Source organism: Hydrogenophaga sp. BPS33 (assembly GCF_009859475.1).
In the GTDB taxonomy this organism is placed as follows: Bacteria; Pseudomonadota; Gammaproteobacteria; order Burkholderiales; family Burkholderiaceae_C; genus Hydrogenophaga.
Map to the genome: position 1 here is coordinate 183,042 of NZ_CP044550.1, position 14,248 is coordinate 197,289.

Here is a 14,248-nt window from a genome sequence, read left to right on the forward strand (position 1 = left end):
GATGGGGGGTCTCCTCGTTTTCAGTGCAATAAGTGACGGTACGAAAAGCTAGCACTGGCGCGGAGGTGGTGTTGGTAGATCGTTGATTTCATTGACTTTCCTGTTCACTTTCAAATCTGCGATTCGTGGCGTCAAACCGTGGTCGGTTTCATCCATTGGTGCCAGTTATCGATGCATTTGGCCGCGAAGGCAGGATTTTGGTCAGCATAGCGGTCAACCGGGAAGCGAAACACACCCCGCAAGTTGATGCTCTCCAGCCTGGTGGGCGCAATCTTCCCGATCAGTTCCGGTGGAATGACCTGGCGGCGGTTCGACCAGCGATCCAGGACCGCCTGCATCTGTGAGGTATTCCACGCCATCACGATGTTGGCCATCAGGCTCAACGCATCGGCCACAGCCTGCATTTCATCGACACGTTTGGGCCTGCGCCGGGCTGATCCGGCCGGTATAAATGGCGCGCTTGAGGGCGTTAACAGCCTCGCCCCGATTGAGCACCCGGCGCAACTCGTTCCTGAAAGCGTCCTTGACAAAGTAGTCAGCCAAAAAACGCCGTACGCAGCAACCGCCCCAATTGCACGCCAGCCTCATAGATTGGATCGCCCCTGGGCGGCAGAACCGAACCGCGCAAGAGCTGCCACCGCACTGGCATGTCCGCTCATGACCGAGGCTGCCAGGTGCACCAGACTATCCCAATGCTTTTCGATCAAAGCGACGTCGACATTGGCTTCGCACACCGCAGCGATTTCTGCGGGCACTTTGGTGCCGCGTGGCACAAAGAGGTGGCGCTGTTTGAGTTCCTTCAACCGCGGGCAAAGATCAAAACCAAGCAAACGGGCATGTGACATGGCAAAGTCGGTGTAGCCATGGGTATCCACAGCAAGCTGGGCTGGTCTCCAGCTTTTCTTGGCGGATGACACCTTCAATGGCCACGCCCGCCTGGCGCTCATTGAGCACAAAGGGCTGCGCATGGAAGATGCCCCACCGGTCTTTTACATGGGAGTAGATTCCAATGGAAGGTGTGTTGCGCCGAGGATCAAGCCGGGCTTGCCACACCCGTTTGGTGGTCTCCATGTCATCATGTCAGAAGATGCCAAATCGGACCGCCCCCAGGTGGCGGCAATCGGGTGTCGCTGCATGAATTCCAGCACAGCCTGGCAGGCCTGGCTCAGACGCCGTTCGTCCCGCGCCCAGCGCATGGCCTGGCGAATGCTGGTGGCAGACAATTGCGGAATCATGCGCGCGCATTCGACCGCAGTCAGACTGGTGCCGTGGGCCATGATGCCGGCATAGACCATCAGCAGCTCGTCGGTAGAGCGCGGCTCACGTCCGAGCATGATCCAGCTAAAGCGCACCTGGGCGTCAACGGCCAGAATCACTTCCGGCAATTGAACCTCACCGATGCGGTGATCCAAAGCCGCGCGCAGCTTGGTCACTTCTGGGTCTTCGTCCTCTGCGGGCAATGGCGACAAATGGAGTTCATCATCCACGCGCAGTACGCCACTGCGGGCTGCAGCGGCCACCGCATCGACACCGGCAGTTACTCTGGCCAGCAAAGGCTTCAAGAAAGTGGCAGCCTTGCTGGGTAACGATAGACGGGCATAGTGTTTCTTGGACTCTGCCTGCCAACGCTCGTCCGTGAAGAACAAGCGCGCACGACCCCGAAAGCTCAGGCTGTGCTCAATCCAGACCGAGCCATTGCGCACCGCGCGGCGCAGGGCAAACAGGGTGGCCACCTCCAACGCCTGAAACGCCCGTTCCCGGTCTGGGCTGGAGATCGAAACCTGCCAGATCATTCCCAGACTTGGTGCCACCACTTCAACTGGCAGCTTTCTGGATCCTTTGAGATATAAAGCTTGCAGCTTGGCAAGGTACTCGATGGCAGGATGCTCGCCGGTGGCCTGCCAGGGCAGCTTTGCAATGGCGACGAGCAACGACCGCACGGGGCGAATTCCATCAATCAATCCCTCGCGGACCAGGGAGGCCCTGCTCGGTGGTTTGCGTTTCTGGGTTTCGGTGATCAAGGCTTCAAGACGGGCACGCAACTCAGCATCTGGCACCGCACCTTGCGCGCTCAAGGCAACAAGTTCGCCGAGCAGCGTTTTGTACATTGCGGCCCAATTGACGGTAGCGGGGACATCGGCGGCAGCCTGACGCCACAGATCGGCGATCCGGCGCTGCACCATAAGGATCAACTGGTCTGTGGTGGTGAACAGGCAATACCGAAGAAAGCATGCGACCTCCACGGTGCGCGCTGGCTCTTTGATCTTGGCTCCGGCTGAGGGCGGCCTGGAGACAAGTCGGCGCGCGTAGCGGCGCAAGATGAGATCGGGGATGTCTGCCAGGTGCTTATGAACGTCCAGCGTGTAAAGCAGGTCGATGCGCTCCAGTACCTCGCTGATTTGGCGGGTTGAGTGTTTCGCCGGTGCAGCCCATAGCCAACTCTGCTGGGTTTGTCCATCTGGGCGCAGCTCTGAAACTGAGGCTCGCCAGCGATCAAGTGTTGCTGGATCAACGCTGGCGGCGATGGCGGTGCCTGTTTCAACTTCAAGCTGGGCAAGTGCCGCCGCAATCAGTGTCCGAATTGCCCGCTCGTGCACGATCACCAGCTTGTTCTTGTACAGCCATTGACGCGCCCGCACGAGTAGCTGATCGCGGTCGGCGCAGCGCGCCACTTCGTCGCGCAGTTCACGTACCAGTGAGCGGCGCTGGTGCTCGCTCATCCACTGGAATCCAAGGACCGTGCAGGCTACTTGTTGGTGATCGAATAGCGTGCGCCCGCGTTCATACATGGCTCTCAGCGAGGCGACTTCTGGTGCTGCAATGCCAAGCTCGTTGCCAAGGTGGCGCCACAAGGCTACTGGAATTACCCGAAAGGCACCGAGCAAACGCCCACTCATGCGCAGGAAACCAATATGGAGCGCCAGACCAAGCTTGTGGGAATCACCTCGGCGTGCATTGATTGCGTCGCGCTCGGCACCATCGAAGGTGAAAAATGCCTTCATCTCGAAGTCGCTGATATCGCGGGGGAGCCCACGCATCCCCAAAAACGTTGTGTGCCAACCCTGCATCGTGAACCTCAAAAGTGGGAGGCCACCATACCCGTTTACAAAGCGAACAGGAAAGTCAATGAAATCAACGGTCTACCCAGACCACCCCCGCGCCAGTGCTAGCTTTGCGTACCGTCACTTATTGCACTGAAAACGAGGAGACCCCCAGAAACTCCTTGTGGGTTTGGCGGCGGCAACGAGTTCGACATCCAGCGACGGTGTGAGCAGCTCGTGCGATCGCGGGCCGTATGCCGCTTCCGCCCACTCGTAGGAAGTGCCGACCTCGTTCGCGAACGACTGCACGGTGGGAACGCGATTCGCTTGGCTCCATCGCGCCGCGTTAACGATCTGGGCGACATAACGGTCCACCAGGTCCGGCCGCTCCTTCACAAGCTGCGCGCTCACTGTCAGCGTGGCGGGCTGCTGGTTGCTGCCGCGAACGTGGGGGTCGGGGTGGTCGCCCCATCGACCTCTTCCCGCGCAAGGCATGGTGCCGCCTCGCCACGCGCCATGCGAAGAACCTGCTGTCCGAGGACATGCTGCCGCATGACCGGGCCGGCCACCCGCGGCTGCGCGAAGCCGTCGCCAATCGCGTGAGGCTCGTGCGCGGCGGTGTGCAGGTCGTCCCGTTTCCGTGCATGGCAGGGAGCACCGCCGCCCTGCCTTCGGCGAAGCTCGCCATCTGTTGCCCGGCCGACTTTGCGTTCACGGGCGAGCCATGGAGCGCGGACGCGCTCGCGGAGCTGGTCGGGTGGTCGCGCAAGCACGCGGGCTGGCTGGTCGAAGACGACCGTGACCTCGACCTGTACGAAACGGGCCCGCATGAAGCGGTCCTTGCCCGGGGCGCAAGCGCCGAACGAACGATCTATCTCGGCTCGTTCGAGCGCAGCGTGTTCCCCGAGGTGGGCTGCGGCTTCATCGTCGCTCCCCACGAACTGGTCCAGTCTTTCTCCGCCGCTGCGCAGCAGCAGGCGTACAACTCGCCGCTGCAGATGCAGCGCACGCTGTTTGATTTCATCACGCAAGGCTATATCGGGCGTCACGCCAACCGGCTTCGCAAAGCCCATGGGGAGCGGCGCAAGGCGGCGCTGGCGGCCTTGCGCAGGGGCGCTTTCACGGGAGATCTCTCGTTCCAGGCCGCGGGTTCCTACCTGGTGGCGAGCTTTCGAAACGTGAGCGAACCGGGGCTGCTGGAACGCGCTCTCGAAGAAAATCGCGTCGGGGCGCGCGTGCTTGCGCGTCCAGGCAGGCGTGAGCAGCTGCTGCTGGTGGGCTATGCAGGCGCGCCGCGTGAAGAGCTCTTCGCCGCGATCGGCGTGCTCGACGCGCTGCTTACGCGATCTTGCCGCCGAGTGACTTGACGACCGCCGCCCACTTTTTCATGTCGGCCTGGATGAACGCGTCGAACTGCGCCGGCGTGGATGCGGCCGGCACCATGCCCTGGGTCGCCATCCAGGAAGACACGGCGGGGTCTTCCATCGCTTTCTTGATGGCCTGGTGGATCTGGGCCAACACCGCGGGCGGCGTTGCCCGTGGCGCGATGACCCCGAAGTAGCTTTCCACGTTGAATCCCTTCACCGTGTCCCCGATCGGGGCGGCGTCGGGGAAACCGGGGAGCCGCCGCGGTCCGGCCGGCGCCACCAGCTTCACGCGGCCCGCTTGCACCATCGGCAGTTGGGAAATGAACGAGTCGAAGAGCAGCGTGAGCCGGCCGCCGATCAGGTCCTGCTGCGCGGGGGCGCTGCCCTTGTAGGGCACGTGAACCAGGTCCACGCCGGCCAGCTGGTTCAGCATCAGGCCGGCGAGGTGCGACGTCGAACCGAGTCTCGCCGAGCCGTAGCTCAGCGTCTTCGGGTTCTTCTTCGCATAGGCGACGAGTTCCGCAACGTTGTTCACGGGCAGGCTGGGTGTGGCAAAGAGCGCGATCGGCAGCGTGCTGATCAGCGTCACGCCGGCAAGATCCTTCACCGTGTCATACGGCAGTTGCGCCATGATGCTCGGGTTCACCGCGAGCGATGGGATCACGAGCGCGATCGTATGCCCGTCGGGCGCCGCCTTCGCGACGAGGTCGGTCCCGATCACCGTGCCGCCGGGTTTGTTCTCGACAACCACCGCCTGGCCCCACGCGGCCTGCATCCGCTGGGCAAGCATGCGCGTGAGCGCGTCGGCGGAACCGCCGGGCGGGAACGGCACGATGAAGCGCACGGGCTGTGTCGGGAACGTGTTGGCAAAGGCCGGCATCGCACCTGCGAGCAAGGTGAGGGCGAGCGCGAGGATGGGTCTTCTGGCAAGCATGGCGTTGTCTCCTGGGCATTGCGGCGCGGAAAACGCGCCTGATGCTCCGCATGCTACGCAGCGGCGACCAGAGCACCTACGGCCAACCGCCATCAAAACTTGCAGGCCAAGGGACGGTCCGATGCCTGGCTGTGCCGTGTGGGTTCGGGCGCGCAACGCCCGGTCCACGAGTCGCGCAAGCATCTAAAGATCGAGCACCAACTCCTCGGTCAACGAGCCCGAGCAGCAGATCAACATGCTCTTGCCGTGTGTTCGCTCCTCCTCGGAGAGGACGCAATCGCGATGGTCTGGACGGCCCGCGAGAACCGCGGTCTCACATGCCCCGCAGACCCCCTGCTGACAGGAAGACTGCACCGGGATGCCCCGCTGCCGGAGCGATTCCAGAATCGTGCATCCCTTCTGGATTCGGATCTCCTGATTGCTGCGGGCAAGTCGGACGAGGTAGCCTCCGTCGCGCGACTGCATTTCCTTTGCCTTGAAGCGCTCCAGATGAAGGCGCTCCTTCGGGAGGTGCACGCAGGCGCTCTCGACGCACTCCAGCATTGACTCCGGTCCGCAGCAGTAGATGTGCGCCCCTTTCGGCGCCTTCGCGACGATGGAGTGGATGTCCAGGCGCGGGGTCCCGGCGTCCTCGCTGAAGCTCACATGGACGCGCCCGCCCAACCGGGGAGACGACAGGCAGTCAAGGAACGCCGTCGTCTTGCGGCTGCGGCCTCGCATGTACATGGTCCAGGGCTTGCGCAACGCCTCGAGCCTTTGAGCCATGCTCCACAGCGGCGTGATTCCAATTCCTCCGGCAATGAAGACGCTATGGGCAGCATCCTCCTCGAGAGCAAAGTTGTTGCGCGGCCCGGCGATGTCGAGCAGCGTCCCGGCCTGGACATGGGCATGCATCGAAGCCGAACCGCCTCGACCCTGGGCCTCACGCTTGACGCCGACAACGTACCTGTGGCGATCCGACGGATCGTTGGCGAGCGAATAGCTGCGCACGATGCCGCCGGGAATGGTCACGTCAATATGCGCCCCCGCCTCGAACGGCGGCAGCTGTTGGCCATCGGCGCTGCGGATGTCGTAGATCAGCACGTCATCGGCGCCGTACGTTATCGAATGCACGCGGGCTTTCATGATTCCCCCATACGGCGTGACGCTACAGTTGGATCAAGTTCGTTCGCGGTGGCCCGGTGACGGGCTCTTGACGAGAACTACTTGTCAAGAGATATCCCGGCTTTCTGGATCACCCCGCCCCATCTCTTGTATTCCGACTTCAGATAAACATCGAACTCCTCCGGCGAGAGGCCGCGGGCTTCGACACCCAGCTCCTTGAGCTTATCCTGCACTTCGCGAAGCCCCAGCACCTGGCGAATCTCGTCGGCCAGCTTGTGCCTGATCTCGATCGGTGTCCCTGCCGGGGCCACGACCGCGTACCAGGGTCCCGAGACGATCGCCGGATAGCCAGCCTCGGCGAAAGTGGGAACGTTCGGCAGCACGGCGCTGCGCCTGGTGGAAGCGATAGCGATCGGGCGCAATTGCCCCGAAACGATTCGCGGCACAAGATTGATGGTGTCACCTATCATCAGGCTGACACGCCCCGCGAGAACATCGGTGAGCGCCGGCGGAAAACCCTGATACGCGACATGCGTCAGCGCGGTGCCGGCCTGCTGGTTGATCAATTCGCCCGTGACATGGCCTGTCGTCCCGATGCCCTGAGTCGCGAATGTCATCTTTTCGGGATTGGCTTTGGCGAAGTTGCGCAGTTCCTCGAAGCTGGAAACCGGCAGCTGCCTGCTCGCGACGAGCACGTTCGGCGCCTCGACCACGACCGTCACGGGCGCAAATGTTGTCGCGTCGTACGGCAGGCGCTTCATCAGGAAGGGGTTGAGCACCAACGGCCCTTGCGCGGTGAAAAGTAGCGTGTACCCATCCGCCGGAGCCCTGGCCACAAGATCAGTACCGACCGTTCCACCGGCGCCCGTGCGGTTCTCCACCACGATCGGTTGATTCAGACGGGTTTCGAGGTGTCTGCCCACCAGGCGTGCCAGCACATCGATGGAACCGCCCGCCGTGAATGGAACGACGAACCGGACTGGCTTGGACGGCCACACCTCCTTGGTCTGGGCGTGCGCGTTGCACAGGATGGCCGAGGCGAACAACGCCACGGCAAGCCTCAAGGAAATTCCACACTTCGATATCCGTTTCACAGCTGTCTCCTTGCGTACTGTCTTGGGGGGCACTATCGGGCATCGGGCACTGTTGCCGGATGGCTTCCCGCCTGTTCAGGTGTGATATCCATCGGAAGCAGAATGGCAATGGCGCGGTGCTTGTAGAGTTCGCCGCGCTTCGCCGCCGTCGGGACGGTTCCGTCATTTGCGAACTTCTTCGCAACCTCGAGGAGGCGTCTGCGGCATTTCACGATCGCGGTGTCCGAGGTACCCAAGTGCTCCTTGGTCCGGTCTGCGATCGGCCCCTGGCTCTCCTGCACGGCGAGGTCCTGAAGTTGGGCACTCGGAATTCCGGTGAATGAGCCGCGTCTCTGCAGATCCCGATCCATCAGGTAATCGTTCGCGCGGTTCCCCTGCGGAATGTAGGTGCCCGGGATCAATCTCGCGTAATCCAGATTTCCAGTCTTGTATTCCGCCAGCTCGTCACTGCCAAGAGGACGTCCGACGTGATAGCGGACGCGATACCACCAGCAGTTTTCGTCGTCGATGGCAATGAACAGATTGGCTCTGCACACCAGCCCCTCGGCTGTGGGCACCAACACGTAGTTGGGCATCAACCACTGGGTGATGCGCCAGTAGTAGTTGCCGTTACCCCCGTCCCTTCGTGCGGAGATTCGCATTCCGAAGTCGGTGTCTTCGCAGAAGAACCGCGGCGCCCCATCCGCATCCCCGAATTCCTGAAGATTGCCCACGGCAAAGACGTCCTTCTCCATCGGGGCCATGGAATGGTGCAGGAAGGTCAGGTGGGCCGTGTCGATACTGCCCTCGAGTGCCTGCAGATAGTTGCACTTCATCAGGCACTTGGAAACATGGACGTTCTGCGGAGGAAGGCTCATGAATTCCATGTCGGGCAAAGCCGGCATGGACTCTTGCGGGCCGAGATACGCCCAGATGATGCCGCCCGCTTCCCGCACGGGATACGCCTTTGCACGCAGATTCGGGTTGCAGCGCATGGGGCTTCCTTGCGGTTCGCTGGGCATGTCGAGGATTTCACCCGCCACGCTGAACTTCCAGCCGTGATAGACGCAACGAAGACCGCCCTCCTCGTTGCGGCCGAAGAACAGGTCCGCGAGTCGGTGGGGGCAATGCGCGTCGAGCAACCCCACTTTGCCGCTGGAGTCGCGAAAGGCGACAAAGTCTTCCCCCATCAGCCGCACGCGAACCGGCGGACAGTCCGCTACGGGCAATTCCTCGGAGAGCAGCGCGGGCTGCCAAAACTGCCGGAACACCCGTCCCATGGCAGCGCCTGGACCCATCCGAGTCAAGGTCTCATTGCTCTCGGAATTCGACATACCCGATCTCCTTCAAAATTAGTAGCGGTTCGCTATTATTGGGTCGTCGTTCATGGCTGTCAACTGCGGTGGCCCCATAGAATCAACGGATGCGTACCCCGAACAGCGTCCCTCTCGAAAACAGGATTTCCTACCGTTGTCTTTCGATCGCCACGCGCATCACGCGCTTTCTTGCGCCGAGGTGGAAGGATGAGTTCGGCCTGACGGTGATCGGTTGGCGAGTCATGGCGGTCATCGGTCGATTCGAGCCGATCTCTGCCAAGGAAGTGGCCGCGAGGACGAGCACGGACGCCTTCTTCGTTGCCCGCGCAATCGAAAAGCTGGTCGAACAGGGCTATGTCAAGAAGGCAGTGGACATGCATGACAGGAGGCGCCTGAGCTTGAGCCTGTCCACGCCCGGCAAAAAGGTCCACCGGCACGTCGAGGCCATGATCAGTCAGGTGGAGGCCGACCTGCTTGCCGAAGTTTCGGCGGCGGATGCGAAGACTTTCTTCCACGTGATGTCGGTTCTCGGGGACCGCGCCGCACGACTGAGTGCTCCGGACGCTGCGTCCGGAGAAGCCGCCTGAAGGCTCACATGTTTCGCGCTGCGCTGGTCATTGCGCCAGCACGCTGGCGACACGCTCTTTCTCGGTGAGCGTTGGGCCACGGCGCGATCCAAGGAATTTCGCTTGGGCGTACTGCCCGATCAGAATGGTGAGTTCGACCCGCGGCATGAGCGCGAAAATCCGGTCATGCCACAGTGGCGCGCATTCAGGACGCGGCGGCAAGTCGCCTCCAGCACCTCGCCCGGGATAACACATCCCCATTGGAACGATCGCGCACTTGCGCACGTCATGGAACGTTGCGTCATCCACTCCCAGCCATTCGCGCAGGCGCTTGCCACTGGCGTCATTCCAGGGGACGCCGCTCCCATTCCTGTTGGCGGTCATCGGACTGCTTCGGTCATGGTGGCTGCAAGATGAACGCACTACGACCTACCATTCGAACCCGGCCCTGACACACCAGCACCGCGGCCGCGATCAAGTTCGCGTCGAGCAGCTCGCGAGCCTTGGCCTCCCCGGCGTCCAGGGCGTCGTGCACCACGGTTTCCGGGAGAGCCGGTACGGCCACTGTCACGAGGCGGTCGCCCAAGTCCGAATCCGGTTGCAACTCCCGGGCAGGCCGGCGAACGACAAGCGGGTGATCGACGTTGACCGCGTTGGCGACCGCTGTTGCGGCGGCGTCCGCCTGCGCAGCCGTCAATGCGAGGATGGTCACACTGTCCGCGATGCCGAGCGAGAAGCTCCGCCCCGGCCATCCACTCGTCGCAACACCACGGACTGGGTTCGCGGCATCGATGTTCAGGTGGAGCCGTTTTCCGGGATCGTGTGCCGCGTGCGGATCAGAGATGTCGGGCACAACCGCAATGCGCATTCGTTCGCCCGCTTCAAGATGCAGGGCAATGTCGCCTCCGTTGTTGATGGCGGCTCGCCTGACACCGGCAGTCCGATAGAAATCCACGATTTCATCCGAGACGGATCCGGCCACGGCCGCCATCGGCGTGATGAAGTCGCGCGCGAATGGACGACAAGCGCTCCACATTCGCCGGGCGACAGGGCCCACCATCCCGCATTGGACTCGCGGGTCGATCGCTTGCCGAAGGTCGGGAAGTTCGGCGACCAATTCCGGCAGGATCTGCCCGAAACGTGCCCAGGCCTTCGCGTGGGCTTCTTCGATCACGGCGCTCTCGCCCAGCGCGAAGATCACCAGGTCGATGGGACCGTGCTGGAAGTGGATACGGCCCTGATCGAGCCGGCCGCATACAGGGCCCACGTCATTCGCCGATCGTACGCACCTCGTAGCCCCGCGGCGGCGCCTGCAGTGCTGTCCGGGCACGGCTCAACGCGGCATCGACGGAAAACACCTGGTCGCTGTGGCCGCCGAAGTCGAGGTAGTCCGCCATGGTCATCGAGAATTCGATGGGGGGTCTCCTCGTTTTCAGTGCAATAAGTGACGGTACGAAAAGCTAGCACTGGCGCGGAGGTGGTGTTGGTAGATCGTTGATTTCATTGACTTTCCTGTTCACTTTCAAATCTGCGATTCGTGGCGTCAAACCGTGGTCGGTTTCATCCATTGGTGCCAGTTATCGATGCATTTGGCCGCGAAGGCAGGATTTGGTCAGCATAGCGGTCAACCGGGAAGCGAAACACACCCCGCAAGTTGATGCTCTCCAGCCTGGTGGGCGCAATCTTCCCGATCAGTTCCGGTGGAATGACCTGGCGGCGGTTCGACCAGCGATCCAGGACCGCCTGCATCTGTGAGGTATTCCACGCCATCACGATGTTGGCCATCAGGCTCAACGCATCGGCCACAGCCTGCATTTCATCGACACGTTTGGCCTGCGCCGGGCTGATCCGGCCGGTATAAATGGCGCGCTTGAGGGCGTTAACAGCCTCGCCCCGATTGAGCACCCGGCGCAACTCGTTCCTGAAAGCGTCCTTGACAAAGTAGTCAGCCAAAAACGCCGTACGCAGCAACCGCCCCAATTGCACGCCAGCCTCATAGATTGGATCGCCCTGGGCGGCAGAACCGAACCGCGCAAGAGCTGCCACCGCACTGGCATGTCCGCTCATGACCGAGGCTGCCAGGTGCACCAGACTATCCCAATGCTTTTCGATCAAAGCGACGTCGACATTGGCTTCGCACACCGCAGCGATTTCTGCGGGCACTTTGGTGCCGCGTGGCACAAAGAGGTGGCGCTGTTTGAGTTCCTTCAACCGCGGGCAAAGATCAAAACCAAGCAAACGGGCATGTGACATGGCAAAGTCGGTGTAGCCATGGGTATCCACAGCAAGCTGGCTGGTCTCCAGCTTTTCTTGGCGGATGACACCTTCAATGGCCACGCCCGCCTGGCGCTCATTGAGCACAAAGGGCTGCGCATGGAAGATGCCCCACCGGTCTTTTACATGGGAGTAGATTCCAATGGAAGGTGTGTTGCGCCGAGGATCAAGCCGGGCTTGCCACACCCGTTTGGTGGTCTCCATGCTCATCATGTCAGAAGATGCCAAATCGGACCGCCCCCAGGTGGCGGCAATCGGGTGTCGCTGCATGAATTCCAGCACAGCCTGGCAGGCCTGGCTCAGACGCCGTTCGTCCCGCGCCCAGCGCATGGCCTGGCGAATGCTGGTGGCAGACAATTGCGGAATCATGCGCGCGCATTCGACCGCAGTCAGACTGGTGCCGTGGGCCATGATGCCGGCATAGACCATCAGCAGCTCGTCGGTAGAGCGCGGCTCACGTCCGAGCATGATCCAGCTAAAGCGCACCTGGGCGTCAACGGCCAGAATCACTTCCGGCAATTGAACCTCACCGATGCGGTGATCCAAAGCCGCGCGCAGCTTGGTCACTTCTGGGTCTTCGTCCTCTGCGGGCAATGGCGACAAATGGAGTTCATCATCCACGCGCAGTACGCCACTGCGGGCTGCAGCGGCCACCGCATCGACACCGGCAGTTACTCTGGCCAGCAAAGGCTTCAAGAAAGTGGCAGCCTTGCTGGGTAACGATAGACGGGCATAGTGTTTCTTGGACTCTGCCTGCCAACGCTCGTCCGTGAAGAACAAGCGCGCACGACCCCGAAAGCTCAGGCTGTGCTCAATCCAGACCGAGCCATTGCGCACCGCGCGGCGCAGGGCAAACAGGGTGGCCACCTCCAACGCCTGAAACGCCCGTTCCCGGTCTGGGCTGGAGATCGAAACCTGCCAGATCATTCCCAGACTTGGTGCCACCACTTCAACTGGCAGCTTTCTGGATCCTTTGAGATATAAAGCTTGCAGCTTGGCAAGGTACTCGATGGCAGGATGCTCGCCGGTGGCCTGCCAGGGCAGCTTTGCAATGGCGACGAGCAACGACCGCACGGGGCGAATTCCATCAATCAATCCCTCGCGGACCAGGGAGGCCCTGCTCGGTGGTTTGCGTTTCTGGGTTTCGGTGATCAAGGCTTCAAGACGGGCACGCAACTCAGCATCTGGCACCGCACCTTGCGCGCTCAAGGCAACAAGTTCGCCGAGCAGCGTTTTGTACATTGCGGCCCAATTGACGGTAGCGGGGACATCGGCGGCAGCCTGACGCCACAGATCGGCGATCCGGCGCTGCACCATAAGGATCAACTGGTCTGTGGTGGTGAACAGGCAATACCGAAGAAAGCATGCGACCTCCACGGTGCGCGCTGGCTCTTTGATCTTGGCTCCGGCTGAGGGCGGCCTGGAGACAAGTCGGCGCGCGTAGCGGCGCAAGATGAGATCGGGGATGTCTGCCAGGTGCTTATGAACGTCCAGCGTGTAAAGCAGGTCGATGCGCTCCAGTACCTCGCTGATTTGGCGGGTTGAGTGTTTCGCCGGTGCAGCCCATAGCCAACTCTGCTGGGTTTGTCCATCTGGGCGCAGCTCTGAAACTGAGGCTCGCCAGCGATCAAGTGTTGCTGGATCAACGCTGGCGGCGATGGCGGTGCCTGTTTCAACTTCAAGCTGGGCAAGTGCCGCCGCAATCAGTGTCCGAATTGCCCGCTCGTGCACGATCACCAGCTTGTTCTTGTACAGCCATTGACGCGCCCGCACGAGTAGCTGATCGCGGTCGGCGCAGCGCGCCACTTCGTCGCGCAGTTCACGTACCAGTGAGCGGCGCTGGTGCTCGCTCATCCACTGGAATCCAAGGACCGTGCAGGCTACTTGTTGGTGATCGAATAGCGTGCGCCCGCGTTCATACATGGCTCTCAGCGAGGCGACTTCTGGTGCTGCAATGCCAAGCTCGTTGCCAAGGTGGCGCCACAAGGCTACTGGAATTACCCGAAAGGCACCGAGCAAACGCCCACTCATGCGCAGGAAACCAATATGGAGCGCCAGACCAAGCTTGTGGGAATCACCTCGGCGTGCATTGATTGCGTCGCGCTCGGCACCATCGAAGGTGAAAAATGCCTTCATCTCGAAGTCGCTGATATCGCGGGGGAGCCCACGCATCCCCAAAAACGTTGTGTGCCAACCCTGCATCGTGAACCTCAAAAGTGGGAGGCCACCATACCCGTTTACAAAGCGAACAGGAAAGTCAATGAAATCAACGGTCTACCCAGACCACCCCCGCGCCAGTGCTAGCTTTGCGTACCGTCACTTATTGCACTGAAAACGAGGAGACCCCTGATATCGTCGTTTCATTCAAAGGAATACTGTTCTTTTATGTGGAACATATAAGCTTCTTGAATTGCTCCTCTGCCTCTCCCTGTGCACTTTCGGAGGGACGTTGCATGACTTTTCGATCGGGCCGAAGTTCAGGAGAAGGGCGTGGGTGTGAGCTCTTCCGTGCGGAAGCGGCGCATGCTTCGCTGGGTCGGTGATGATCGTGTGTGGAAGCTGCAGGCGAGCGG

10 protein-coding genes and 2 pseudogenes are annotated in these 14,248 nt (G+C 61.5%); 2 read left to right on the forward strand and 10 right to left on the reverse strand.

Translation table 11 applies throughout. From position 1 onward, the window contains the following. Nucleotides 1–148 precede the first annotated feature (148 nt). Both F9K07_RS30280 and F9K07_RS30285 read right to left on the reverse strand, forming a co-directional pair. A pseudogene (locus F9K07_RS30280) lies at nucleotides 149–3,068 on the reverse strand (Tn3-like element IS1071 family transposase). A gap of 114 nt (nucleotides 3,069–3,182) precedes the next feature. Continuing rightward, nucleotides 3,183–3,536, reverse strand: a complete 354-nt coding sequence (locus tag F9K07_RS30285) for a hypothetical protein (protein WP_159597306.1) — start codon at nucleotides 3,534–3,536, stop codon at nucleotides 3,183–3,185. Between the two features lie 47 nt (nucleotides 3,537–3,583). Between F9K07_RS30285 and F9K07_RS30290 the strand changes: the two genes are divergently transcribed. After that, nucleotides 3,584–4,408 (forward strand): hypothetical protein, encoded by an 825-nt coding sequence (locus tag F9K07_RS30290; RefSeq protein ID WP_159597307.1) that lies wholly within the window; start codon nucleotides 3,584–3,586, stop codon nucleotides 4,406–4,408. Here F9K07_RS30290 and F9K07_RS30295 read toward each other — a convergent pair. The 4 genes from F9K07_RS30295 to F9K07_RS30310 all read right to left on the reverse strand — a co-directional run bounded on the left by F9K07_RS30295 (nucleotide 4,380) and on the right by F9K07_RS30310 (nucleotide 8,853). Then, a complete protein-coding gene (locus tag F9K07_RS30295; RefSeq protein WP_236582100.1) occupies nucleotides 4,380–5,342 on the reverse strand; it encodes a tripartite tricarboxylate transporter substrate binding protein in 963 nt (320 codons plus the stop codon). The genes F9K07_RS30290 and F9K07_RS30295 overlap by 29 nt on opposite strands. A gap of 183 nt (nucleotides 5,343–5,525) precedes the next feature. Further along, complete coding sequence (locus F9K07_RS30300) at nucleotides 5,526–6,467, reverse strand: PDR/VanB family oxidoreductase (RefSeq protein WP_159597308.1); 942 nt, start codon at nucleotides 6,465–6,467, stop codon at nucleotides 5,526–5,528. Between the two features lie 77 nt (nucleotides 6,468–6,544). After that, complete coding sequence (locus tag F9K07_RS30305; protein ID WP_159597309.1) at nucleotides 6,545–7,498, reverse strand: Bug family tripartite tricarboxylate transporter substrate binding protein; 954 nt, start codon at nucleotides 7,496–7,498, stop codon at nucleotides 6,545–6,547. Nucleotides 7,499–7,572: 74 nt separating this feature from the next. Further along, a complete protein-coding gene (locus F9K07_RS30310; protein WP_159597310.1) occupies nucleotides 7,573–8,853 on the reverse strand; it encodes a Rieske 2Fe-2S domain-containing protein in 1,281 nt (426 codons plus the stop codon). Between the two features lie 89 nt (nucleotides 8,854–8,942). Here F9K07_RS30310 and F9K07_RS30315 point away from each other — a divergent pair, with 89 nt between their 5' ends. After that, complete coding sequence (locus F9K07_RS30315) at nucleotides 8,943–9,422, forward strand: MarR family winged helix-turn-helix transcriptional regulator (RefSeq protein WP_159597311.1); 480 nt, start codon at nucleotides 8,943–8,945, stop codon at nucleotides 9,420–9,422. 51 nt (nucleotides 9,423–9,473) lie between these two features. On the opposite strand, the pseudogene F9K07_RS30320 reads toward F9K07_RS30315, so the two are convergent. The 4 genes and pseudogenes from F9K07_RS30320 to F9K07_RS30330 form a co-directional block, all read right to left on the reverse strand. Then, nucleotides 9,474–9,785: pseudogene (locus tag F9K07_RS30320) on the reverse strand (uracil-DNA glycosylase family protein); the annotation flags it as partial. Nucleotides 9,786–9,798: 13 nt separating this feature from the next. After that, on the reverse strand, nucleotides 9,799–10,668 hold the full coding sequence (locus F9K07_RS30325) for a UPF0280 family protein (RefSeq protein ID WP_159597313.1): 870 nt from the start codon (nucleotides 10,666–10,668) through the stop codon (nucleotides 9,799–9,801). A 1-nt stretch (nucleotide 10,669) separates the two neighbouring features. Beyond that, complete coding sequence (locus F9K07_RS32150) at nucleotides 10,670–10,804, reverse strand: hypothetical protein (RefSeq protein WP_268894765.1); 135 nt, start codon at nucleotides 10,802–10,804, stop codon at nucleotides 10,670–10,672. Nucleotides 10,805–10,961: 157 nt separating this feature from the next. Beyond that, the gene (locus F9K07_RS30330) at nucleotides 10,962–13,877 is read right to left on the reverse strand and encodes a Tn3-like element IS1071 family transposase (RefSeq protein ID WP_003049965.1); all 2,916 of its coding nucleotides are present in this window, start codon (nucleotides 13,875–13,877) and stop codon (nucleotides 10,962–10,964) included. Between the last annotated feature and the right edge of the window lie 371 nt (nucleotides 13,878–14,248).